Source organism: Pseudomonas sp. FW305-70 (genome assembly GCF_058783925.1).
On the sequence record NZ_JBYSYZ010000058.1, the window covers coordinates 1 to 22,137 of the forward strand.

General features: G+C 60.7%; 23 protein-coding genes. 19 read left to right on the top strand and 4 right to left on the bottom strand.

Annotation, left to right across the window (positions count from 1 at the left end; translation table 11 throughout):
* Positions 1 to 183: 183 nt before the first annotated feature.
* Genes AC3WN7_RS26730 through AC3WN7_RS26740 form a run of 3 tightly spaced genes read left to right on the top strand, consistent with a single transcriptional unit; the run spans position 184 to position 4,351 of the window.
* On the top strand, positions 184 to 1,716 hold the full coding sequence (locus AC3WN7_RS26730; RefSeq protein WP_102675664.1) for an MFS transporter: 1,533 nt from the start codon (positions 184 to 186) through the stop codon (positions 1,714 to 1,716).
* Between the two features lie 26 nt (positions 1,717 to 1,742).
* Positions 1,743 to 2,807 carry an HlyD family secretion protein gene (locus AC3WN7_RS26735; protein ID WP_102675665.1) on the top strand — a complete coding sequence of 355 codons (1,065 nt, stop codon included), beginning with the start codon at positions 1,743 to 1,745 and terminating at the stop codon, positions 2,805 to 2,807.
* Complete coding sequence (locus AC3WN7_RS26740) at positions 2,804 to 4,351, top strand: efflux transporter outer membrane subunit (RefSeq protein ID WP_102675666.1); 1,548 nt, start codon at positions 2,804 to 2,806, stop codon at positions 4,349 to 4,351. Before AC3WN7_RS26735 ends, AC3WN7_RS26740 begins: the two co-directional genes overlap by 4 nt.
* Positions 4,352 to 4,485: 134 nt before the next feature.
* Here the strand turns inward: AC3WN7_RS26740 and AC3WN7_RS26745 are convergent, their stop codons facing one another.
* Both AC3WN7_RS26745 and AC3WN7_RS26750 read right to left on the bottom strand, forming a co-directional pair.
* Positions 4,486 to 5,244: a slipin family protein gene (locus AC3WN7_RS26745; RefSeq protein ID WP_095964455.1), complete on the bottom strand. Its 759-nt coding sequence runs from the start codon at positions 5,242 to 5,244 to the stop codon at positions 4,486 to 4,488.
* A gap of 2 nt (positions 5,245 to 5,246) precedes the next feature.
* On the bottom strand, positions 5,247 to 5,780 hold the full coding sequence (locus tag AC3WN7_RS26750; RefSeq protein ID WP_102675667.1) for an NfeD family protein: 534 nt from the start codon (positions 5,778 to 5,780) through the stop codon (positions 5,247 to 5,249).
* 199 nt (positions 5,781 to 5,979) lie between these two features.
* Between AC3WN7_RS26750 and AC3WN7_RS26755 the strand changes: the two genes are divergently transcribed.
* The 11 genes from AC3WN7_RS26755 (at position 5,980) to AC3WN7_RS26805 (ending at position 15,106) form a co-directional block, all read left to right on the top strand.
* Positions 5,980 to 6,441 carry an aminoacyl-tRNA deacylase gene (locus tag AC3WN7_RS26755; RefSeq protein ID WP_007975646.1) on the top strand — a complete coding sequence of 154 codons (462 nt, stop codon included), beginning with the start codon at positions 5,980 to 5,982 and terminating at the stop codon, positions 6,439 to 6,441.
* A 141-nt stretch (positions 6,442 to 6,582) separates the two neighbouring features.
* Entirely contained in the window at positions 6,583 to 6,828 is a 246-nt protein-coding gene (locus tag AC3WN7_RS26760) for a DUF2789 domain-containing protein (RefSeq protein ID WP_046040688.1), read from the top strand.
* 82 nt (positions 6,829 to 6,910) lie between these two features.
* On the top strand, positions 6,911 to 7,156 hold the full coding sequence (locus tag AC3WN7_RS26765; RefSeq protein WP_007975643.1) for a type II toxin-antitoxin system prevent-host-death family antitoxin: 246 nt from the start codon (positions 6,911 to 6,913) through the stop codon (positions 7,154 to 7,156).
* Complete coding sequence (locus AC3WN7_RS26770; protein WP_095964457.1) at positions 7,146 to 7,427, top strand: type II toxin-antitoxin system RelE family toxin; 282 nt, start codon at positions 7,146 to 7,148, stop codon at positions 7,425 to 7,427. The genes AC3WN7_RS26765 and AC3WN7_RS26770 overlap by 11 nt, the downstream gene beginning before the upstream one ends.
* A 132-nt stretch (positions 7,428 to 7,559) precedes the next feature.
* Complete coding sequence (locus AC3WN7_RS26775; protein ID WP_102675668.1) at positions 7,560 to 7,988, top strand: MarR family winged helix-turn-helix transcriptional regulator; 429 nt, start codon at positions 7,560 to 7,562, stop codon at positions 7,986 to 7,988.
* Positions 7,985 to 10,057, top strand: a complete 2,073-nt coding sequence (locus AC3WN7_RS26780) for an FUSC family protein (protein ID WP_102675669.1) — start codon at positions 7,985 to 7,987, stop codon at positions 10,055 to 10,057. The genes AC3WN7_RS26775 and AC3WN7_RS26780 overlap by 4 nt, the downstream gene beginning before the upstream one ends.
* The gene (locus tag AC3WN7_RS26785) at positions 10,054 to 10,263 is read left to right on the top strand and encodes a DUF1656 domain-containing protein (RefSeq protein WP_102675670.1); all 210 of its coding nucleotides are present in this window, start codon (positions 10,054 to 10,056) and stop codon (positions 10,261 to 10,263) included. The genes AC3WN7_RS26780 and AC3WN7_RS26785 overlap by 4 nt, the downstream gene beginning before the upstream one ends.
* Complete coding sequence (locus AC3WN7_RS26790; protein WP_102675671.1) at positions 10,260 to 11,147, top strand: efflux RND transporter periplasmic adaptor subunit; 888 nt, start codon at positions 10,260 to 10,262, stop codon at positions 11,145 to 11,147. Before AC3WN7_RS26785 ends, AC3WN7_RS26790 begins: the two co-directional genes overlap by 4 nt.
* On the top strand, positions 11,144 to 12,592 hold the full coding sequence (locus tag AC3WN7_RS26795) for an efflux transporter outer membrane subunit (RefSeq protein WP_102675672.1): 1,449 nt from the start codon (positions 11,144 to 11,146) through the stop codon (positions 12,590 to 12,592). Before AC3WN7_RS26790 ends, AC3WN7_RS26795 begins: the two co-directional genes overlap by 4 nt.
* Before the next feature lie 93 nt (positions 12,593 to 12,685).
* Complete coding sequence (locus AC3WN7_RS26800; RefSeq protein ID WP_095964462.1) at positions 12,686 to 13,321, top strand: NADH:ubiquinone oxidoreductase subunit N; 636 nt, start codon at positions 12,686 to 12,688, stop codon at positions 13,319 to 13,321.
* 279 nt (positions 13,322 to 13,600) lie between these two features.
* On the top strand, positions 13,601 to 15,106 hold the full coding sequence (locus AC3WN7_RS26805) for a YdgA family protein (protein ID WP_102675673.1): 1,506 nt from the start codon (positions 13,601 to 13,603) through the stop codon (positions 15,104 to 15,106).
* 72 nt (positions 15,107 to 15,178) lie between these two features.
* Here AC3WN7_RS26805 and AC3WN7_RS26810 read toward each other — a convergent pair whose 3' ends face one another.
* Positions 15,179 to 16,708, bottom strand: a complete 1,530-nt coding sequence (locus AC3WN7_RS26810) for an FAD-dependent oxidoreductase (protein ID WP_102675674.1) — start codon at positions 16,706 to 16,708, stop codon at positions 15,179 to 15,181.
* A gap of 139 nt (positions 16,709 to 16,847) precedes the next feature.
* Between AC3WN7_RS26810 and AC3WN7_RS26815 the strand changes: the two genes are divergently transcribed.
* From AC3WN7_RS26815 to AC3WN7_RS26835, 5 genes are all read left to right on the top strand, one after another.
* Positions 16,848 to 17,408, top strand: coding sequence for a YbhB/YbcL family Raf kinase inhibitor-like protein (locus AC3WN7_RS26815; protein ID WP_102675675.1), 561 nt, complete (start codon positions 16,848 to 16,850; stop codon positions 17,406 to 17,408).
* 43 nt (positions 17,409 to 17,451) lie between these two features.
* Positions 17,452 to 17,721 (top strand): hypothetical protein, encoded by a 270-nt coding sequence (locus AC3WN7_RS26820; protein ID WP_219735711.1) that lies wholly within the window; start codon positions 17,452 to 17,454, stop codon positions 17,719 to 17,721.
* Positions 17,722 to 17,938: 217 nt separating this feature from the next.
* Positions 17,939 to 19,351: a CHASE2 domain-containing protein gene (locus AC3WN7_RS26825; RefSeq protein WP_095964467.1), complete on the top strand. Its 1,413-nt coding sequence runs from the start codon at positions 17,939 to 17,941 to the stop codon at positions 19,349 to 19,351.
* Positions 19,311 to 19,676: a hypothetical protein gene (locus AC3WN7_RS26830; RefSeq protein WP_095964468.1), complete on the top strand. Its 366-nt coding sequence runs from the start codon at positions 19,311 to 19,313 to the stop codon at positions 19,674 to 19,676. Before AC3WN7_RS26825 ends, AC3WN7_RS26830 begins: the two co-directional genes overlap by 41 nt.
* The gene (locus tag AC3WN7_RS26835) at positions 19,667 to 21,028 is read left to right on the top strand and encodes a M48 family metalloprotease (RefSeq protein WP_256585803.1); all 1,362 of its coding nucleotides are present in this window, start codon (positions 19,667 to 19,669) and stop codon (positions 21,026 to 21,028) included. Before AC3WN7_RS26830 ends, AC3WN7_RS26835 begins: the two co-directional genes overlap by 10 nt.
* Positions 21,029 to 21,366: 338 nt before the next feature.
* Here AC3WN7_RS26835 and AC3WN7_RS26840 read toward each other — a convergent pair whose 3' ends face one another.
* The gene (locus tag AC3WN7_RS26840) at positions 21,367 to 21,660 is read right to left on the bottom strand and encodes a DUF3077 domain-containing protein (protein ID WP_102675676.1); all 294 of its coding nucleotides are present in this window, start codon (positions 21,658 to 21,660) and stop codon (positions 21,367 to 21,369) included.
* Positions 21,661 to 22,137: the final 477 nt, after the last annotated feature.

Genomic DNA, 22,137 nt, shown 5'->3' on the forward strand with positions numbered 1-22,137 from the left:
TCAAGAGCGCCGCGTTTAGTCAGTAAACACGCGGCATCGTTAACGACCATCGCGAGCAAGCTCGCTCCTACAGGGGGGTTATCATTGCGTCTGGCGCACTTATAAGCTGCTGATAAGTTGATTTTCGTCAGGCATCACGCTTTTTAGAATGCTTCGGTCTTTCCACGCCGGAGCTCGCAGTACATGACTTCCCTTACGGTCACGGCACCTGTCGCTGCGACCAGCACGGCGGCCGCACCGCCGGTCTTCGGCCCGCGGATCATCATCGGCCTGGTGGGCGTGCTGCTGGCGGTGCTGGTGTCGGGCCTGAACGAGATGGTGACCAAGGTCGCGCTCGCCGACATCCGCGGCGCATTGGCCATCGGCTACGACGAAGGCACCTGGCTGGTCGCCTGTTACACCGCGACGTCGGTGGCGGCCATGGCATTTGCGCCCTGGTGTGCGGTGACGTTCTCGTTGCGGCGTTTCACCCTGTGCGCCATCAGCCTGTTCACCCTGTTGGGTGTGTTGTGCCCCTTCGCCCCGAATTACGAAAGCCTGCTGTTGCTGCGCACCTTGCAAGGCCTGGCGGGCGGCGCACTGCCCCCCATGTTGATGACCGTGGCCCTGCGGTTTCTGCCCGCCAACGTGAAGTTGTATGGCCTGGCCGGTTATGCCCTGACGGCGACGTTCGGCCCGGGCCTGGGTACGCCATTGGCCGGGCTATGGACCGAATACGTCGGTTGGCAATGGACTTTCTGGCAAATCATCGCGCCGTGCCTGATTGCCATGGTCGCGGTAGCGTATGGCTTGCCCCAGGACCCGCTGCGCCTGGAGCGCTTCAAATCCTTCAACTGGCGCGGATTGCTGCTGGGCTTTCCCGCCATCTGCATGCTGGTGATCGGCATCTTGCAGGGCAATCGCCTGGACTGGTTCGAGTCGAACCTGATCTGCGGATTGCTCGGTGGCGGGTTGTTGCTGCTGGTGCTGTTTTTGGGCGGTGAGTGGTCACAGCCGATGCCGTTTTTCAAGATGCAGATGCTCGGCATCCGTAACCTGTCCTTTGCCCTGTTGACCCTGGCGGGCGTTCTGGTGGTGTTGCAGGCGGTGATCATCATTCCGTCCAGCTACCTGGCGCAGGTCCAGGGTTATCGCCCGGTGCAGACCGCACCGATCATACTGCTGGCGGCGCTGCCGCAATTGATCGCACTGCCGTTGGTGGCGACGCTGTGCAACTTTCGCCGGGTTGATTGCCGCTGGGTGTTGGGCATCGGCCTGGGCATGCTGGCGTTGTCGTGCGTTGGCGGCTCGCAACTGACGTCCGCGTGGATTCGCGACGATTTCTATGTGCTGCAATGGCTGCAGATTTTCGGTCAGCCCATGGCGGTGTTGCCGCTGCTGATGTTGTCCACCGGTAGCATCAACCCGATGCAAGGGCCGTTCGCATCGGCCTGGTTCAACACCGTCAAAGGCCTGTCGGCGGTCATCGCCACCGGGGTGATCGAAGCGCTGACCACGGCCCGTCTGCATTTTCACTCGACCATGCTGGTCGATCGCCTCGGCAACTCGCCGTTGGTCGAGCGCGACAGCGCAAGTCTCGCTCATCGCTTGCATGAGCAAGCGCTGGTGCTCACGTCCTCTGATCTTTACCTGTGCATGGCCGGTATCGCCGTGACCTTGATCCTGCTGATTTTCTGGCTGCCGACGCGGATCTATCCGCCGCGCACACCGACCTGAATGCTCCACTGAAACAGAAGGTTTTTATGAACACCCAAGCAAAGCAGAAAGTCGCGGTGGCCGTGGTCGTCGCATTGGTCGTCGGTGGGGCGCTGTACCTGGCAATGCCCGGCCTGTTCGGCAAGCGTACCCAGCAGAACACCAACGATGCTTACGTCTCGGCGGATTTCACCCTGGTCGTGCCGCGGGTCGCCGGGTTTATCAAGGAAGTGCTGGTCGAGGACAACCAGCAGGTCAAGGCGGGGCAATTGCTGGCGCTGATCGATGACCGGGATTTGCGCGCCGCCGCCCAGGCTGCCGACGCCGAAACGCTGGTGGCCAGGGCGCAACTGCAAAACGCCCGGGCGACCCTGGAGCGCCAGGCATCGGTGATTGCCCAGGCGCAATCGTCGGTGGTTTCGGCCAAGGCGGAAATGGCCTTTGCCGAGCATGAATTGAACCGCTACAAGCACCTCGCCGGGGTGGGCGCCGGCACGGTGCAAAATGCGCAACAGGCGCAAACGCGCATCGACCAGGCTGGCGCACGTCTGGCTAACGCCACGGCAGTGCTGGCGGGGGAGCGCAAGCAGGTGGAGATCCTGACGGCCCAGCGCGATGCGGCGCAAGGCGGTCTGAAGCGGGCGCAAGCGAAGCTGGAAATGGCCAGCTACGAGTTGTCCTATACGAGGATCGTGGCGCCACAGGACGGCATGGTCGGAGAACGCGCGGTACGGGTCGGTGCCTACGTGACGCCGGGCAGCAAGATTCTCGCCGTGGTGCCGCTGGCGCAGGCTTATGTGATGGCCAATTTCCAGGAAACGCAACTGACGGATGTGCAGCCTGGGCAGGCGGTGCAAGTGCGCGTCGACAGCCTGGGCGGTGCGGCACTCAACGGTCGTGTCGACAGCATCGCACCGGCCACCGGGGTGACGTTCGCCGCGATCAAACCGGACAACGCCACCGGCAACTTCACCAAGGTGGTGCAGCGGATACCGGTGAAGATCGTGTTGGAGCCGGGGCAGTCGCTGGCCGAGCGCTTGCGGGTGGGGATGTCGGTGGAGGCGAGTATTGATACGGCCACCGCCAAGGCGAAAGAGGTTGTTCAGCGATGAAGATTTTTGTTGGTCGCGCTGACGCCTTCGCGAGCAAGCCCGCTCCCACAGGGGAATGCGGTCAACTGTGGGAGCGGGCTTGCCCGCGAAGAGGCCTGTGGCAGCCACTCACCTTCAGTGCCTTGCTCGTCATGAGCCTCAGCGCCTGTACCGTAGGACCCGATTTCAAAAAGCCCGAAGCCAAACAAATCACCGAATGGGCAAAACCATCAAATGCAGCTACCAGCCAGGCCATCGCCGAAACAATGGCCGAGCGCTGGTGGGAAGTGTTCCATGACCCGCAACTCTCGGCCTTGAGCCAGCGCGCCCTGACCGACAACCTCGACCTGAAGCTGGCCGGCAGCCGTTTGCAGCAAAGTCGTGCGGTGCGCCAGGTCATCACTGCCAACCGCTATCCCAACACGGCCGCCAGTGGCAGTTACGGGCGCAATCGCAACAGTGGTGAAGGCTTGAACGACCCGTCAGGACACAATGGCCAGTCGGCTTTCAATCTGTGGAATGCCGGCTTTTCCGCTTCCTGGGAGCTGGACTTCTGGGGCCGCGTGCGTCGGGAAACCGAAGCGGCCGACGCCACTTTGGAAGTCGCCGAGAACGACCGGCGTGGTGTGCTGCTGTCGGTGCTGGCCGAAACCGCCCAGGACTACATTCAACTGCGCGGTGTGCAGAACACCCGGCTCGTCACCGAACAGAACCTCGACGTCGCCCGCCATAGCCTGAAGCTCTCGCAACTGCGCCTGGCCGACGGCGTCGCGACGGATCTGGATGTCGCCGAAGCCGCCGCGCAGGTGGCGGCCATCGAATCGCGTCTGCCCGCGCTGGAGCAGCGCCAGTGGCAACTGATCAATGCCTTGAGCCTGTTGATGGGCGAAGCGCCCCAGGCATTGGCGGCGCAGTTATCCACAGACGCCCCGGTGCCACAAACGCCGCGCCAGGTCGCCATTGGCTTGCCCTCGCAACTGGCTGAACGTCGACCGGACATTCGCCAGGCCGAAGCGCGACTGCATGCCGCCACGGCCAGCATTGGCGTGGCCAGGGGGGATTTCTATCCGCGAATCATCCTGTCGGGGAACATCGGCTCCCAGGCCATGCAGCTGAGCGATTTTGGCTCCTGGGGTTCGCGTTCGTTCGGGATCGGCCCGCAATTGAGCTTGCCGTTGTTCGACGGTGGCCGTTTGCGGGGCGTGCTCCAATTGCGCGAAGCACAACAACAGGAAGCGGCCATTGCCTATCAGCAAACCGTGTTGCGCGCCTGGCATGAAATCGATGACCAACTGACCGCTTACAACGCCAGCCAATTACGCCGCGACAGCCTGGCCGAAGCCGTGCGTCAGAACCGCATTGCGCTGGACACCGCGCAACAGCAGTACGTTGAGGGCGTGGTGGATTTCGTCACCGTACTCACCGTGCAAGGGGCGCTGCTGGCCACGCAGGAGCAGTGGGTCGAGAGTTCGACCGGCGTGTCGCTGGCAGCCGTCGGGTTGTACAAGGCGTTGGGTGGGGGTTGGGAGTCGGTGTATCCGTTAGCCGAGACGGCGCAGCGCTGACGGTCCATGGACTCGGGTTGAATCTGGCTGATCGGCACCGCCGACGTGCCGGACGAGTTTGCACAGTTGCCGGTGTTGCCGCCAGGTTGTACCTGGCCGGCAACACCGGGCAATGAAAGAGAGGGTTGCAGCCTTCAGGGTTTCGACGACAAGTCAGCCATGCCCTTGAGCAACTCGATCGGCAACGGAAAGACGATGGTCGAGCTCTTGTCGCCGGCAATCGAACTCAGGGTCTGCATGTAGCGCAGTTGCATGGCCCCCGGTTGGCGGCCCAGCATTTCGGCGGCCTGCATGAGTTTTTCCGAGGCCTGCAATTCGCCTTCGGCGTGGATCACCTTGGCGCGCCGTTCCCGCTCGGCTTCAGCCTGCCTGGCAATGGCACGGACCATCGATTCGTTGAGGTCCACGTGCTTGATCTCGACGTTGGCGACCTTGATGCCCCAGGCGTCGGTCTGGGCGTCGAGCACTTGCTGGATGTCCAGGTTCAACCGTTCGCGCTCGGCCAGCAGTTCGTCCAGTTCGTGTTTACCCAGCACCGCCCGCAACGTGGTTTGCGCCAATTGGCTGGTGGCGGCCAGGAAATCCTCGACCTGGATGATGGCCTTCTGCGGATCGAGCACGCGGAAATACAGCACCGCGTTGACCTTGACCGACACGTTGTCGCGGGTGATCACGTCTTGCGGCGGCACGTCCAGCACCACGGTGCGCAAATCGACCCTGACCATTTGCTGGACCACCGGAATCAGCAGGATCAGGCCGGGACCCTTGACCTGCCAGAAGCGCCCGAGCTGGAACACCACCCCGCGCTCGTACTCGCGCAGGATGCGGAACGTCGACCCCGCCAGTGCGATGAGCAACAGCAGTAGCGCGACAAGACCCAATTGCAAACCCATGACTATTCTCCGCCCGGCGCCGCGTCAGCCGCGGCCACTTGCAGCAGCAAGCCCTTGCGCCCCACCACCCGCACCTGTTGTCCGGGTTGCAGCGGCGTCGCGCTGAGCACTTGCCATTGTTCTCCTTGTAGATGCACCCAGCCGCCATAGGCGTTGCCGGCCTGCAATGACGTCACCGCCGTCACGCTACCGAGCAGCCCGGCATCACCACTGACGATGTGGCGCGGTCGGGTCTTCAGGGCGTGAATCACCAGGTAGATCAGTAGTAGCGCGCTGACCACCGCCAGGCCGATCATCAACGGCACGGGCACTTCGGTGTTGGACAGGATGACCGCGCCGATCACGAACATCACGATGCCGCCCAGGCCGATCACGCCGTAATTGGGCAGGGCCGCTTCGGCGATCAGGAATGCGATGCCGAAGGTGATCAGCCAGATTCCCACGGGATTGGGCACCAGCAACACAACCGTGTCGGCAGCGAAGGCCGATCCGCTCAACGCCAACAGCAACGCAACTGCACAACAACGCGTGTTCACTTGACCCTCCGGGAGAGTCGTGGAGTGGCTCTGAGTACAGTTTAGTTGAGCCTCAACCTGTATGAATTTTGCTCAATTGTCGTCGTCGGCCGATGGGCGGATTTCCCACCGGATCACGCCGGCGGGCCTAGACTTTTACTACGCAAGCAACGCTTTAACCATCGTCTGCCAGCGATCACGGCGGACACCGAGGTGCATCATGCGTATGGCAAGAACCGTGCAGCGAAGCCTGGAAAAGGCTCAATGCGAATATGACATCGTCAGCCACCCCCATTCGGCCAGCAGCCTCGAAACGGCGCGGGTCGCCGGTATTCCTGCCGAACGGGTGGCCAAATCGGTGATCCTCGACGATCACCATGGGCACTACCTGATGGCCGTGCTGCCCGCCAGCCGTCACCTTGACCTGAGCAAGGTCCGCAGCAGCGGTGAGTGGCAGGTTTCCCGGGAAAGCAACCTGGCGCACCTGTTCGACGATTGCGAGCGCGGTGCCGTACCGGCGCTGGGTGAGTCCTATGGATTGGAAGTGGTCATCGACCCGCTGCTGACCCGGCAGAAAGACATCTATCTGGAGGCCGGCAACCACGTCAACCTGGTGCGCATGGACATGCCCGAGTTCCTGAAAATGGTGCCGCATGCGGAGGTGCGGGAGTTGAGTCATTGAGTTTTGTTTCGTCAATGCTGACGTCTTCGCGGGCAAGCCCGCTCCCACAAGGTTCGGTATCAAACACAAAACCTGTGGGAGCGGGCTTGCCCGCGAATGACCGCGCAGCGGTCCCCCTGAATTGGTCCCCAGGAGTTCGACATGGAAAACCCAACCCACAACCTCCCTTCGCTGTTCAAACAACTCGGCCTGCCGGACGACGCCGAAAGCATCGATAAATTCATCGCCACCCATTCACCGCTCAAACCGGAACTGCACCTTGCGGATGCATTTTTCTGGAGCCCGAGCCAGGCGGAGCTTCTGCGTGAGGAGATACTCGATGACGCAGATTGGGCCGAGGTGGTGGATCAGCTGGATGTGATGTTGAGGAAGGGGCGGGGGGTGTAAATAACGGATAGGTGGCGGTCCACGGAGGTTGCTCTGATCGAATTAATTGACCAAAATTAAGACCTTATTTGAGGTCTTAATTATGCAGAATGTTTTGGCCGATATGGCTGTCAGCGTGTCTGAACTAAAGAAAAACCCCTCTGCCGTTTTGAATGGCGCTCATGGAGGGCCTGTCGCGGTGCTCAATCACAATCGCGTCATGGGCTACATGGTTCCTGCCGATGTGTTCGAAGCCATGATGGAGCGCCTTGATGATTTGGAGTTGGCGGAACTCGTGCGTTCTCGTCGTCATGAAACGCCGATCCCGGTAACGCTGGATGACTTATAAGCTCGAATTTCTCCCGTCTGCACGCAAAGAATGGGACAAGCTGGGGCACACAGTACGTGAGCAATTCAAAAAGAAGCTGTCAGAGCGGCTTGAGGTGCCTCGAATCCAGTCTGACGCGCTGCATGGCATGCCTGACTGCTACAAGATCAAGCTGAGGTCATCGGGATATCGACTCGTCTACGAGGTGATAGATGAGCGCATTGTTGTTTCTGTCGTTGCAGTAGGAAAGCGCGAACACAGTGAGGTGTATGAGCGCGCCAGGCAACGTTGAGGGCTCTCGGCAGGTCGCTGTTACGTAATTGTTTCAAAACTTGACGGAAAATCCTCTCCAATGCAATATTGATAGTTAGCAAACTAACAGTGTGTATTTTCCCTCGTGCCGAACAACCTCGACGTTCTCCAGATGAACATCAGCAGCGCCATGGTGGTGGCCGCCAGGCATTGGCGCAAAATCTGCCAGACCACGCTGGTCAACTATGGCATCTCCGAAGCCTGCGCCGTTCCGCTGTTGATGATCGGGCGCTTGGGCGAGGGCGTGCGCCAGGTGACGGTGGCGCAAGCAGCAGGGATGGAGAGTCCATCGCTGGTGCGCCTGCTTGATCAACTGTGCCATTCCGGTTACGTCTGCCGGACCGAAGACGCGCAGGACCGTCGCGCCAAATGCCTGAGCCTGACCGACGCCGGCCGGGAGCTGGTGCAGGCGGTCGAAGTGGAGTTGGTGCGCTTGCGCCAGGAAGTCCTGGAAGGCATTGCCCCGAGTGATCTGGAAGCTACGCTGCGGGTACTGAGAGCTTTTGAAGCGGCCACGCCGCCATCGGTGGCCAACTCTTGAACGGTTTTTTTGCAGGCATGCCCCCGGCGCGAGACTGGTTCTATGGGGTCCGCACCTTCGCCGCCTCGATGATCGCGCTGTACATCGCCCTGCTCATGCAAATGCCGCGTCCGTACTGGGCGATGGCCACGGTGTACATCGTTTCCAGCCCGTTTCTCGGCCCTACCAGCTCCAAGGCGTTGTACCGGGCAGTCGGCACCTTTATCGGCGCTGCGGCGGCGGTTCTGTTCGTGCCGATGTTCGTGCAGAGCCCCTACGTGCTGGTGGTGGTGATTGCACTGTGGACCGGCACGCTGCTGTTTCTGTCCCTGCATTTGCGCACCGCGAACAACTACGCCTTGATGCTCGCCGGTTACACCTTGCCGTTGATCGCCCTGCCGGTGGTGAATAACCCGCTGGGGGTGTGGGACGTGGCCGAAGCGCGGACTGAAGAGATCTTTCTGGGCATCGTCGTAGCGGCGGTGGTCGGTGCCATGTTCTGGCCGCGGCGCCTGGCGCCGGTGTTCAATGATTCGGTGAGCAAATGGTTTACCGATGCATCGACCTACAGCCTGCGCTTCCTCAGTCGTAACGTGCAGCCTGAAGAAGTCAGCGCGTTGCGTGCATCGATGGTCGCCACGTTCAATTCCCTGGAGTTGATGATCGGTCAGTTGCCCCACGAAGGTTCGCGTCCGCAGACGGTGCGTAACACCAAGGAGTTGCGTGGGCGGATGATTCACCTGCTGCCGGTAGTCGATGCCCTCGACGACGCGCTTTATGCCCTGGAACGGCGTACGCCCGAGCTTGTGGACAAGTTCGCGCCGTTGCTCACGGCCACCACTGAATGGCTCGGGCACAAGGATGCCGACCTCGACCGCTGGCAAGCACTGAAGGATCAACTGGAAGCCCTGCAACCCGCCTCCGAAGCGCTGGATGACCGCAAGCAGCTGCTGTTCTCCAATGCCATCTACCGTCTCGGCGAGTGGATCGATTTGTGGCAGGACTGCCGCAGCCTGCAATACGCCATCCAGTGCGAAAGCCAGGACAGCTGGCGCGCGGTGTATCGGCACTGGCGGCTGGGGCGGCTGTCCCCGTTTCTGGATCGCGGCCTGATGTTGTATTCCGCGGCTTCCACCGTCACCGCGATTATCGTGGCCTCGGTGTTGTGGATTCTGCTCGGCTGGACCGATGGCGGCAGCGCCGTGATCCTCGCGGCGGTGGCGTGCAGCTTCTTCGCCTCGATGGACGACCCGGCGCCGCAGATTTACCGGTTCTTTTTCTGGACGGCGATGTCGGTGGTGTTCGCCAGCCTTTATCTGTTTCTGGTGCTGCCCAACCTGCATGACTTTCCGATGCTGGTGCTGGCGTTTGCCGTGCCGTTCATTTGTGTCGGCACCCTGACGGTCAAGCCGCAGTTTTACCTGGGCATGCTGCTGACCCTGGTCAACACCTCGTCCTTCATCAGCATTCAGGGTGCCTACGACGCCGACTTCCTCAGTTTCGCCAACTCCAACCTGGCCGGTCCGATGGGGCTGCTGTTCGCGTTCATCTGGACCCTGATCGCCCGGCCGTTCGGGGCCGAGCTGGCAGCCAAGCGCCTGACCCGTTTCAGCTGGCGTGACATTGTCGGCCTCTCCGAGCCGGCCACGTTGTCCGAACATCGGCTGTTGGGCATAAAGATGCTCGATCGGCTGATGCAGCACCTGCCGCGCCTGGCCATGACCGGCCAGGACTCCGGCGTGGCGCTGCGGGAAGTGCGGGTGGCGCTGAATCTGCTGGACCTGCTGGCCCATACGCCGCGGGTCCTCGGTGTGCCGCAGGTGCTGCTGCGCCAGGTGGTGGCCGAGGTTGGCGAGTACTTCAAGGCCTGTCTCAAGGCCGGTGAGCGCTTGCCGGCACCGAGCCCGCTGCTGATGACCCTCGACCGCACACGTCGCGCCCTCAGTGGTGCCGGCGATGACGAAACCCGTCGGCATCTGCTGCACGCCCTGAGCGGCCTGCGCCTGGCATTGCTGCCCGGCGTCGAATTCGTCGGCGCCGCCGAGCCCGAAGAACCGCTTCCCCATGGCATTGATGGAGCGCCTTTATGATCGGTGACCTGGATGTCAGCGGGGTGTTTCTGCCCACGCTGCTGGTGCTGATGGGCATTACGTATGTGTTGTACCTGTTGGTGCACGGGGTGCTGACGCGCCTGCACTTTTACCGTCTGGTCTGGCACCGGGCATTGTTCAACGTGGCCCTCTACGCCCTGCTGCTTGGCGCCGTGGACTTACTCAGTCGATACCTGATGACATGAAAAAACCCTTTCTAACCCTTGGTCGCGTGGTGCTGACCCTGCTGATCGTGAGCTTCGCCGTGGTCGTGGTCTGGCGCATGGTGATGTATTACATGTTCGCGCCCTGGACCCGCGATGGGCACATCCGTGCCGACATCGTGCAAATCGCGCCGGATGTTTCCGGGTTGATCCAGCAAGTGGAGGTGCGCGACAACCAGTTGGTCAAGCGCGGCCAGGTGCTGTTCAGCATCGATCCGGACCGTTTCAAGCTGGCCCTGCGCCAAGCGAAAGCGGCTGTCGCCGACCGCGAAGAAACCCTGGCCCAGGCCCAGCGCGAGGCCAAGCGAAACAAAGGTCTCGGTAATCTGGTGCCGGCTGAGCAACTGGAAGAAAGCCAGTCGAAAGTGGCCCGCGCCCAGGTGGCCTTGATGGAAGCCCAGGTGGCGGTGGACAGCGCGCAGCTGAACCTCGACCGCTCGGTGATCCGCAGCCCGGTGGACGGCTACGTCAACGACCGTGCGCCACGGACCCAGGAGTTCGTCAGCGCCGGGCGTCCGGTGTTGTCGGTGGTCGACAGCAATTCGTTCCACATCGACGGCTATTTCGAAGAAACCAAACTGAACGGCATCCATATCGGCCAGAGCGTCGACATCCGGGTGATCGGCGACAATGCACGCTTGCGCGGGCACGTAGAAAGCATCGTTGCCGGCATCGAAGACCGCGACCGCACCAGCGGCAACAACCTGCTGCCCAACGTCAACCCGGCCTTCAGCTGGGTGCGCCTGGCCCAACGGATTCCGGTGCGCATCGCCTTCGATGACGTGCCGGAAGATTTCCGCATGATCGCCGGGCGCACCGCCACGGTATCGATCATCGACGATCAGCAACGGGAGCTGGCGCAATGAGCAAGGCCTCGGGTTTGGCGGTCGCCGGTTTGGGTTTGCTGCTGTCGGCGTGTCAGATGGTCGGGCCGGATTATCACTTGCCCGAAGAGGCGGCTGTCCATCGTCCAGATATCCAGGGCGATCTGGCGGTCGACGGTAAAACGGTGGTGTCCGCACCGGTGCCGGCCGATTGGTGGCGCCTGTACAAGGACCCGCGACTCGACCAGCTGGTACAGCAGGCCATGGCCTCCAACACCGATTTACGCGTGGCGGCGGCCAGCCTGTCGCGGTCTCGCGCTCAGGTGGATGAGGCCGAAGCGGCGGGCGGCTGGAGCGGGGGCGTGCAGATGGGCGCCCAGCGCTTGCAGGAGTCCGGCCAGGCGTTCCTGCTACCGGAAAAAGTGCCGGTGGCCAACATTGGCGACATCGGCATCAGCGCGTCCTACCAGTTCGACCTGTTCGGGACCTTGCAACGCGGTATCGAAGCGGCCAAGGCCAATGCCGATGCGACGCAGGCCGCCGCCGATACGGCACGCATCACCGTGGTGGCCGACGTGGTGCGGGCCTACACCCAGGTGTGCGCGGCCAATGAAGAGCGGGAAATCGCCCAGCACTCCCTCGACCTGCAAGCGCAAAGCACCACACTGATCCAGCGCCTGCGCGATGCCGGGCGTGGCGACGAAACCCAGGTCACCCGCTCGCAAACCCAATTCAAATCCCTGCGCGCCGACATGCCGCGCTATGAGGCCTCACGTCAGGCCGGGCTGTATCGCCTGTCGATGTTGCTGGCCAAGCCGGTGGACCAACTGCCGGCCGGCACCGCCACCTGCGACGAGCTGCCGAAAATCGCGCAATTGGTCCCGGTGGGCGATGGCGCCGCGCTGCTCAAGCGTCGCCCGGATGTGCGGCAGGCCGAGCGGCGGCTGGCGGCCGCGACGGCCGGTATCGGGGTCGCCACGGGTGAGCTGTACCCGAATATCAGCATCGGCGCGACCATCGGTACCGTCGGTATCCTCGACGATCTCGGCGACCCGTCGACCAACCGCTGGGGCTTCGGCCCGTCGCTGACCTGGAAGGTGCCGACCAACGGCGCCCGGGCGCGCATCCGCGAAGCCGAAGCGGTGACCCAGGCGACGCTGGCGCATTTCGATGGGGTGGTGCTCAACGCGATTCGTGAAACCCAGACCAGCCTTGCCCAATACACGGCCTTGCTGCAACGCCGCGACGCCCTGGCCGATGCCGAGCAATCGGCAAAACTGGCGGCCGAACAGACCCATCGCTTCTTCCAGGCCGGCCGCGAATCGTTCCTGGCTGACCTGCAAGCGACCCGCACCTACACGGATGTCACGGCGCAATTGGCCGCTGCCAACACCCAGGTAGCCGCCAGCCAGATCGATTTGTTCCTGGCGTTGGGCGGCGGCTGGGAAAGCGGACGAACGCAAGCGTCGAACTCCGGCAAACCCTGAGGCCGTTGCTATGCTTTGAAGTGTTGGAAAGGCGCCTCGTGCAAAGCGCCCTTTCTTCGCACAAGGCTCGCGCAGGTCAGGGGGAAACCAATAATGAAAAACCCTTATGCTCTTGGCTTCTGGTGCGCCATCGTGGCATTAGTGCTGCTATCGGCCACCTATTTCTACGGCGTCATGCTGGCCCACCAGATCGACCAGGCTCTGGTGTTCCTCGACAGTGCCGTCGCATTGATAGCCGTGATGTCCGTTGCGGTGGTGGCCTGGGCGTCGGTCCAGAATCAGCGCATCAAAAAAAGACAACTCGAACAAGGCAAGACCCTGGTCCTGATCTGGGATACCAAGGTGGCGTTGCGTCGTGTCGAAACGGTGTTCGACCGCTATTTCTGGGGCAGTTACTGGCAGCCGGGGCGCACGTTTCAGGAGGTCATGGGCGAATTGACCGGCACGCCGCTGGAGAAAAGCCTCGAAAACCTGAAAAAACAATGCCTTGCGCTCGACCGGCAAGTGGCTGACGACGGTCGGCACTGGCTCAGCAATGCCCGGGAGCTGGCCGATGTCGCCACGGCCATGGCCCGCGAACGTTATCAACTGGACGTCTGCGACCCCCGCGCGGAAGTGACGGGCGGAGCGGTGATCAACCGCGACTTCGAAGTGCTGGTGTACACCTGGACGGCGCGGCTTAAAAGCTTTGATCATCAACTGGACGAGATCGAAGTCCAGTATTCCTGATTTTGTGTTGGCTGTTATGCCGCCTTCGCGAGCAAGCCCGCTCCCACATTGGAATGCATTCCCCTGTGGGAGCGGGCTTGCCCGCGAAGGCGATTGAATGCACAGCGAAAATTTCGAACCCTGCGCGCCCCCAAGACACTCCTTCACCTTTAATCATTGGGCCGTTCGTCGCGCCCGGTGCTAATCTGCATTCCACTTTCAGCACAGTCGAGCCGCAACCCGTCATGGGTTCAGGGAAGACGACCACACTTTCAACAACGGACATTGAACGGGCCATACATGAACAAATCAGCAGGCGTGCTACTGGGAATTGTTGTCGCAATCGGTGCCATCAGCGCAGGCGGAGCCTGGTTCACCGGCACCAGGCTTGAAGGTGTGTTGAACGCCTCGATTGCCGATGCCAACAAGGAGCTGCAAGCGGCCATGGTCGGTTCCAACGGCACCGCGTCGCTGGAGCTGGTCTCGCTGGAGCGTCATGTATTCAGCAGCACCGCGCACTATCGCCTCAAGGGTGAAGGTGAAATGTTCGGCGAAGCACCGGTCGAGCTGCTGTTTGTCGATCACATCGAACACGGCCCGTTGCCGTTCTCGCGGCTGATGTCGCTGAAGTGGCTGCCGGTCCTGGCGACCAGTCACTATGAACTGGAAAAGACCCCGTTCACCGAGAAGTGGTTTGCCGCCGCCAAGGACAAATCCCCACTGACCGGCGTGGTCAACATCGGCTATGACAACGCCACCAACGGCACCTTCGAGTTGCAGCCGCTGGAAATGGCGCTGGATGACAAGTCGAGCATGAAATTCTCCGGCCTGAGCATGGACGTCGACGCCAGCGCCAAGGCGCAGAAGGTCAAGGCCAACGGCTACATGGACAGCCTGAAAGTGACCACCGTTTCCGAAGACCAGGCACCGGTGCAGGTTGAGTTGAACGGCCTGACCCTGGCCAGCAACCTGACCAAAAGTACCTACGGTTTCTATGTCGGCGAGAACGTCCTCGAACTGGCCAGCGGCAAATCGACTTTTGGCGTCAAGCAGTCGGTGCTGGACTTCAAGAAATTCGAGATGAAAAACCTGACGGAAGAAAAGGGCAGCAACGCTTCCGGGCGTGCCGATTACAAAGTTGGCGAAGTGTCCCTGAATGGCAAGATCATCGGTTCCGGTGCGCTGACCATGAGCGTGAAGAACCTCGACATTCCGGCCACGATGTCGTTGATGCAGGTCTATCAGAGCAAGCTGCAGCCGTATGAGCGTGCGGCGGCCGAAGCGGCGGCAGCGGGCCTGCCGGCACCGGAGCTGAAACTGACCGAAGCCGAGGAAACACTGCTCAAGTCCAGCCTGGAAAAGCTGCTGGCGGCCGGTCCGCAGGTGGCCCTGGAAAACCTGTCGTTCAACACCGCCAACGGTGAGAGCCGCGCCAACATGGTGCTCGACCTGACCAAGCCACAAACCATCGACCTGCCGACCGATCAACTGGTCAGGCAGTTGATCGCGTTGCTGGACTTCAAACTGAAAGTGTCCAAACCCATGCTGGTCGATGTACTCACCGTGCAGTCGCAAATCGACGGTCAGACCGACGCCAAGCTGATTGCCGATCAGGCCACCGCCACTGCGGACATGTTCAGCAGCATGGCGGTCGGCAGCCAACTGGCAAAACTGGACGGCAACAATATCGTCACCAACTTGCGTTACGCCAACAATCAGGTGGACTTCAACGGCCAGAAAATGACCGTCGAAGAGTTTGCCGGTTTTGTCATGAGCAAGTTTGCGGAAACCGGCGCCACCGAATAACGGCGGCCGTTTACCCGGAAACGCCCGGCCTCTGCATCGCGCAGGTGTCGGGCGTTTTGCTGTCCGGCATCGCTAGGGAACATCACGGATCAGGCGCCATGCCTCTTCCCAGGGCAACGGTTGTTTCATCCGCTCGGCGAGCATCGCCATGGCCCGGTCCATCTCGCAGGCTAGCGCCGCCGACACCACGCCATTTTTTCCGAACAGGCCGATGAACGGCGGATCGTAAGGGTCGCCCTTGAACTCGACTTCGTCCCAAGCCTCGGCGTGCCCGAGGTAGTCGTAGGTCTTGCCGAAATGCCAGGTCCAGAAAAACGGCACGTCGAGGTAATGCTCGTCCCCGCCCAGCATATTGGCCGCTGCGATCCGCGCCTGCTGTTGGGCCAGTCGCCAGTGTTCGATGCGCACGTATTGGTTGTTCAGCGGGAAGGTGGCGATATCGCCAGCCGCCCAGAGGCCGTCGGCCACGCGCATTGCGCCGTCGACACGCAGCGACTGATCCTGTTCTTTCGCCAGCCCGGTGACGGCGGCGGTGGCCGGCGTGACGCCAATGCCGACCAGCACCAGATCGGCCGCCAGGCGTTGGCCGTTGTCCAGGCGTACGGCTTCGACCTTGTCCGTTCCTTCGATCTGCGCCGCATTGCCCTGGGTATGAAACATCACGCCGTGGGCTTCATGCCGCGCGCGAATGGCCTTGCCGACCGTTTCGCCGAACTGTTTGGCAAAAGGCACTGCGTGGCGGGCCAGCACAGTCACGTCCAGGCCAAGCTGGCGCAGGGACGAGGCGGACTCCATGGCAATGAAACTGTCGCCGATGATCACCACCCGTTGGCCGGCGCTGGCGCTGTGCAGAATCTGCTGCGCATGGGCTCTGGAGCGTAAAACGAACACCTGCGGCAAGTCGGCGCCGGGCAGCGTCAACAGCTTGGGTATGCCGCCGGTGGCCAGCAGCGCGGCGTCGTAGGTCAGTGATTGGCCGTCAGTCAGCCGCAGTGTGCGGTTTGATGCGTCCAGGCTGGCCACTTCGCCCTGCAGGCGCTCGATCCGCTGCTCGCGGTAAAACGCCTCGTCGCGCAGCGGCGGGACTTCCTGCGGCGGCATTTCCCCGGCGATCACGTATTTGCTCAGCGCAGTGCGGTCGTATCCGGCATCGGCTTCGCGGTCGATCAACAGCACCCGGCCACCGAAACCTTTCTCGCGCAACGCCGCCGCTGCCGCGGTACCTGCCGCGCCAGCACCGATAATGATGAAGGTTCGTGGATCGTCGGCCGGTGGCGTGTGGGCGTCCGATAATGGCTGGTCGCCGACCCAGATGTCGCCGTCACGGACTTCGAGGGGATAGCGCTTGAGACTGTCCAGGGCTGGCGGCTCACACAGGCCGCCATCCTCGATCCGAAACTGCGCCTTGTGCCATGGGCAGGTCAGGCGTCCGTTGCATACCGCACCGTCAGCCAGCGGGGCGCCGGCATGCGGGCATTCGGCCTGATAAGCGCGAAGTTGTTCACCGGCGCGCAACAGTAGAATCTTGCTGCCCTGGACTTGCACTTCCAGACCCCGGTCTTCGGGCACATTGGTGACACGCGCAACGCGATGCAGAGTCATGATTGCTCTCCAGACAGACGTTTACTTATGAGTCTGGTGCCTATCGCGAGGTTCAGCCAATTCCCCGCTGCCACGGCGTGAACGGTCCGGCTATAGTTTGCACGCCGACGACGGCCCAACACGCACAAGGTGCTCCGGTATGACCCGATTGACCTCAATCAACGCTTGGCTCGCAGCCGCCGCTGTCGCCCTTTGCGTGCAGTTCCCGGCGCAGGCCCAGGAGCGCTTCACTCTGAACATTCCCGGAGTTTCCGATGACCGTCTGTTCACATCGGCCGCTGCAAGCGATTCCGCGGGCTGTGGCGGACACAATATTTCCCCGGCATTGAACTGGAACACCGGCCCGGCCGCCACCCAAAGCTACGCCATCGTCATGCACGACCCGGACGGCCAGAAAGGCCAGGGTCTCGATCAGTGGGTGCATTACGGCATCAAGGCCGGCACCCACCAGATCCCGGCCGGTGCCGGGAGCAAACCCGGCCTCGAGGGCGTTGGCGGTACCAACAGCCAGAACACCACCGGCTACATCGGCCCTTGCCCGCCCGTTGGAGACAGCGCGCACCACTACATCATCCAGATCTACGCCCTGGACCTGGCCCCGGACGCCTTGCCCGCCGGCCTGACCCGTGCGCAGCTGCTGGAAAAAATCAAAGGCCACGTCCTGAGAAACAGCAGCGTGGTACGGCGCTATCACCGCTAAAGGCGGATTTACAGAAAACTGAAGTGCGCAGCATGGCGGGGATTTGGCATCCACCCCCGAAAGCGCGCACTATCAGGCTATAGCCGATGCGTTGGAGGATGCCGTGGCAAAAAAAATCGACCGCATCGCCCAAATGCTCAACTGCCCGCAAAAGGGTGAAGAACTACGGCGAGCGATTACCGAGAGTCGCAAGGATTTTCTGCTGAACCAGCCGGAAGAAGATGTTGTTGAAGACGACGACCTTGAAGAGGAGTTCTTCGAGGACGACGAGGACGATGAGGAGTACGACGAGTTCGACTGGACCACAGAATGAAAAAAACCGCTTCGGCGGTTTTTTTGTGCCGTAAAAACGGCCCGGGCCTTGGGAGCTGAGGCGTTCGCGTGTCTAAACAGTTTGCCCGTGCGGGCCGAGCTGCCGACAACGTCCGCCACCTGACTGTAGGCAAAACTATTTAATTAAATGTACATCGCACGAATCATTTGGATATCCTTGGTCGAGAAGTGGCCAAGTGACATCACGGAGCGATAGAGTGTTCAGGGTTTTGGATGAAGGTTTTGAAAGACTCCGTAAGTGGCCACTGGCTCGTGTAGGGCTTTACTTGATCCTTGGATACTGGGGCTTGTTCTGTGATCCGTTTGGCCTGAGCTCCGCCGCTGACAAGGCTCTGTCGGATCAACTCGGGAGATTCCGGGCGTTTAGTTTTCCTGTCGAGCCCGCACCGGTAACGGTCGTCGCTATTGATTACCCCAGCATCGCCGGTTTGCACAATGATGGAAAGGGTTGGCTGGAGGCCAATGACTGGCCCCTGACCTACGCCGATCATGGTCGCATTTTGCGTGATCTCGCCCTGTCCAAGAGCGGCGAACCGGCTCCGGCGGCCATCTTCTACGACATCTTCTTTGAGCGCCCTCGCACTACGAGTGGCGACTTGCAGCAGCTCGGTCGTGTCCTGGAGCGTTTGGACGAAAACCCGGTGGCATCGAAGATTCATCTGGCCGGGGGAGGGAGTTTTGTGCCGATGTCTCCACAGGCCCGCCAGCAGTTGCGGTCCGCCTCGCTGGCAGTCTCTGCGTGGGACGGGATAGGCGATCTCTATCCGCTGAAGGCGTCTCTGGGCACAGCGAGCGCCGCTGAGCCTGTGGCGACGGCGGCTGGCGCGCTCTACCAGGATTTGTGCAAGGCCCGCGGCGAAGATTGTCGCTGGGCCGAGGCGGCAAGCCTGCCAGAACTTTCCATACAGTGGACTATGACCTCTCGGGACGATTGCAGTGCCGAGCAAGCGAGTGCGTGGAGTGATTTGATTTCGATTTCTTTGCGTCTCGCTGGTTTCTCGACGGCAGCCGAAAACCCGACAGCCGCGTGCATGCCGGTCCATCAGGTTCGACTGTCGCAGTTGTACGGCGAACACCCGGTAAGTCTCAGGCCACCCCGACTCAAGCCCGGTGAACCCTTCGTGGTGTTGGTGGGGAATGTTATGCCCAGCCTGAACGACTATGTAGAGTCGCCATTGTATGGCCAAGTGGCTGGCGTATACCTGCACGCCAATGCATTGGCAAACCTGGACGAAAGGGGAGCGCACTACATACATCAGAGTGATTCCAGAATTGCCAACTTTCTATTCCTGTTGGTGATGATTCTGATGTGTATGCAGCTGCAGGGCACCCTTGGTTGGCGCGTCCAGACACGGAAATCCAGCGCCGCCGAGAAAGATTCAATTGGCTCAAAGGTCGGCAGGACATTGGGGTTTGCCGCACTCAACACATCGGTGGTCGCGGTCGGCTACTACCTGTTTTACCGGGCGAACATGGCTCCCGAAGGTTGGTTGGCACTGGCGGCTTTCGTGCCATTCCTTTGGGAGATCGTCTTGGCCGGTGAGCAGAATTACTCTAAGGATGGACCTGATGAAAAAGCACTTCCCAATCCAGCTGTTGCTGCTTGCTAGTCTGAATATCTTATCGGCTTCGGCAGATACGTTGCAGATCCAGGCAATTCCCCATCCCGAGCTCATCGAAGTTGAAGCCGCCAAGGGTGGCGAGTATCGATTGGTATCGGAGCTGGGCAAACTGATTTACCCACTGTCGGCCAAGTCAGTGGAAGGCAACCGCCTGGAGTTTCGCCAGGGCACCGCTGCCTGGAAAGTTTCGCGTGCCGATGTGCAGTTGGTGAACGAAAAACTGGTGGTCGATGCCTGTAGCACCATACCTGCGACTCTGGCTGGCGATGCGAAATCTGCAAGCGTCAAGGGAGCGGGCGAAGGATGCAAATGATGAGACGGAGTGTCTGTCTGTTCGCATTTGTACTGGCGGCACTGTCCGGTTGCGCTGTCGACCCGAAGTACAGCGCGTTCAAGCCGTTGGAGGGCGCCGATCGCAAAGTCAACATTGATGATGTGCGGCTGTTGCGGCAGATGGATCGCACGCCAGTGCTGGACCCTGCGCTGATCGAATATGTACAGCGTATCCGCCAGCGCCTTGAAGGTGCTTGGGCAGTGCCGTGCGACTGCGTGGTGGTCGTGGACTCGTTCAGCGGGTACGAGGCCTATTCTCTCTCTGCTACAACCATCGTGGTGTCGGCCGGGCTGATAGCCCAGGCCAATTCCGAAGATGAGGTTGCAGCGGTCATCGCCCACGAGCTCGGGCATGTCTATCAAGGTGATACCACCAAGGGCGGCCTGCAACAGACTGCATTGGATATGACCAAACTGGGCGCCTGGGCCGCTGGAGCCGGTGGTTATAGCCTGCTCTTCGGCGAGACTGTCGATGACATGACCAAGGGTCTTGTCTATCGGCACTGGAACCAAGAGCAGGAAATAGCGGCAGACCATTTTTCCGCGCAGTTGCTGGTGAAAGCCGGGTATTCGCTCGATGGTCTTAAAATGGCTGTACGCCGTCTCGGCAAATACAGTGAAGGTGCGCTGGTGGCGCGTGCCCCGCAAACAACCAGTTGCGTGACGGGTAAGGGCGGCAATTACCAGATCAATCTGAAGGGCTGCCGCAAGGAACTGAGTCATGTGGACGAGAGTATCTATCAATCGTCCGAACAGCGGCTGGAACCGATCGTGAAACTCACCGCCAGCCTGCCGCCAGAGCAGCGCCGTCGCCGGCCGTCGGGGCCGCTGCCGGATTTCCCTTCGACGGACTATCTGTTCCGACTGAACGATCTGGTCTCCAGCAATCGCGAACAGCTCAAGGCGAATCTGGCTCGCATCGAAGCGCAGCCCTTGCCGGCAACCCTGCAGGGCAACGTCGCAGTCACCAACAAACTGGCGATGGCTTACTCCATCGCTGGCGACTCGACGCGGGCGGCATCCTATTTGCGTACCAGCCTGCAGGGTACCGGGCGTACGGCCTGGACATTCAACATGCTGTTCAAGGAAGTCGACCGTAGCGGTGACCAGAAGCAGGTCATGAAGGCCATTGAAGACTCGCATCTGGAGGTGGGCTACATGGCACAACTATTACCTGTGGAGTACTACCTGACCAAGCGTCATGGACTTCAAGTATACGAATTGATTGCTTATGGCCGCTGCGTTTCCAACGTGGTCGATGATGTGGCTACCTACAACGCCTGCGCTAAATTCGAGAAACAGGCAAAGCAGTATGGCGGTGCGAACTGGTGATACCAGTTGTTCCAAGGCTGCGCGCGAATATCCGGAGGGATGGAAGAGCGCTGTTACATAATGTCGGGCGGGAAGCTGAGTCACTGCTACTTTTTTCAGCTTTCGGGGCACTCTAGCCATTTTGCCAGCACTATGCCCGCCAAGCCTTGCGACCAGCGCTGATGTGTACTGACTTCGGGAAACGCCCGGCTTTCATTTCTTGCCTTAAGGCTGTACGTAAAAGTGAAATGATTTGTCCATCTCTGATGTACGTGCGAATCGATCAGGTGCTTTCAGTGTAATTCTGGCAGTTTTGGAGGCCCCGAGAATTCGGGGCGCATTTCAAGGGTGGGTCGCCACTATTCTGCAGCTTGTCGCTGGCGAACCTGTGTCGGTCGCGTCAGCACTTTAACCACATCATCGATCACAGCCTTACTCATCGCAGTCAGATAGTGGGCGGCCCACGCATGGCGGTCGGTGTCTTTTGCGTAGGCCGCATCCTCGGCGAACGATTTGGCCAGGAACAGCAGGTTGGACGCCTGTGCCAGTGCTTTGCTAATAGGCACGCCACCACTGACATGGAACAGCGGTTCGTCCGGGCAATACATGCAGGGAATCAAACCGATGGTTTTTGCTTCTGGTTGTTCAGTCATTTGCCACCTCCAGTGACGGAGATGCATTGAGGGCGCGACTTGTAATCGCGTTGAGGGAAAGCGGAATTTCGTACGGATTTGTATTGCGCATGGTCTAGCTCCTTGACGTGGAACTGCCACTTTTCGTTACCAAGCGAATGGGTGGCAGCTGTGCGCAGGTTGGTAAACCGGGAGTCAAGGAATCCGGCACGTCCGAAAACGTCCCACGCACAGCCGCCATAACTCAAAATTACGGGCGAAAAAAAACGCCTGCAATTCGAATGGGGGCGCTGTTGCGCTTAACTCTCGGGTTACCAAGCCCGGTCACTGAATTGGCAGCGACGGCGGAAGGGTATCGTGCAGGCTTATCTCCTGCAACCTTGGCAGTTGGGGGGATTGTCTGGATTTCCCCCTTCTACCGCTCGCCGAGTGCTGGAGTAGTCAACTTTAAGTTGACTACTGACCCTTCAGCCCGCATGCCATCGGCTACGCCATGGA

Coding starts and splice junctions, on each gene's coding strand:
- AC3WN7_RS26840 (WP_102675676.1), bottom strand. CDS start 21,660: ATGACTGAACAACCAGAAGCAAAAACCATCGGTTTGATTCCCTGCATG.
- AC3WN7_RS26795 (WP_102675672.1), top strand. CDS start 11,144: ATGAGCAAGGCCTCGGGTTTGGCGGTCGCCGGTTTGGGTTTGCTGCTG.
- AC3WN7_RS26805 (WP_102675673.1), top strand. CDS start 13,601: ATGAACAAATCAGCAGGCGTGCTACTGGGAATTGTTGTCGCAATCGGT.
- AC3WN7_RS26730 (WP_102675664.1), top strand. CDS start 184: ATGACTTCCCTTACGGTCACGGCACCTGTCGCTGCGACCAGCACGGCG.
- AC3WN7_RS26760 (WP_046040688.1), top strand. CDS start 6,583: ATGGAAAACCCAACCCACAACCTCCCTTCGCTGTTCAAACAACTCGGC.
- AC3WN7_RS26785 (WP_102675670.1), top strand. CDS start 10,054: ATGATCGGTGACCTGGATGTCAGCGGGGTGTTTCTGCCCACGCTGCTG.
- AC3WN7_RS26735 (WP_102675665.1), top strand. CDS start 1,743: ATGAACACCCAAGCAAAGCAGAAAGTCGCGGTGGCCGTGGTCGTCGCA.
- AC3WN7_RS26830 (WP_095964468.1), top strand. CDS start 19,311: ATGAAAAAGCACTTCCCAATCCAGCTGTTGCTGCTTGCTAGTCTGAAT.
- AC3WN7_RS26770 (WP_095964457.1), top strand. CDS start 7,146: ATGACTTATAAGCTCGAATTTCTCCCGTCTGCACGCAAAGAATGGGAC.
- AC3WN7_RS26745 (WP_095964455.1), bottom strand. CDS start 5,244: ATGGGTTTGCAATTGGGTCTTGTCGCGCTACTGCTGTTGCTCATCGCA.
- AC3WN7_RS26775 (WP_102675668.1), top strand. CDS start 7,560: ATGAACATCAGCAGCGCCATGGTGGTGGCCGCCAGGCATTGGCGCAAA.
- AC3WN7_RS26815 (WP_102675675.1), top strand. CDS start 16,848: ATGACCCGATTGACCTCAATCAACGCTTGGCTCGCAGCCGCCGCTGTC.
- AC3WN7_RS26810 (WP_102675674.1), bottom strand. CDS start 16,708: ATGACTCTGCATCGCGTTGCGCGTGTCACCAATGTGCCCGAAGACCGG.
- AC3WN7_RS26740 (WP_102675666.1), top strand. CDS start 2,804: ATGAAGATTTTTGTTGGTCGCGCTGACGCCTTCGCGAGCAAGCCCGCT.
- AC3WN7_RS26765 (WP_007975643.1), top strand. CDS start 6,911: ATGCAGAATGTTTTGGCCGATATGGCTGTCAGCGTGTCTGAACTAAAG.
- AC3WN7_RS26755 (WP_007975646.1), top strand. CDS start 5,980: ATGCGTATGGCAAGAACCGTGCAGCGAAGCCTGGAAAAGGCTCAATGC.
- AC3WN7_RS26800 (WP_095964462.1), top strand. CDS start 12,686: ATGAAAAACCCTTATGCTCTTGGCTTCTGGTGCGCCATCGTGGCATTA.
- AC3WN7_RS26835 (WP_256585803.1), top strand. CDS start 19,667: ATGCAAATGATGAGACGGAGTGTCTGTCTGTTCGCATTTGTACTGGCG.
- AC3WN7_RS26790 (WP_102675671.1), top strand. CDS start 10,260: ATGAAAAAACCCTTTCTAACCCTTGGTCGCGTGGTGCTGACCCTGCTG.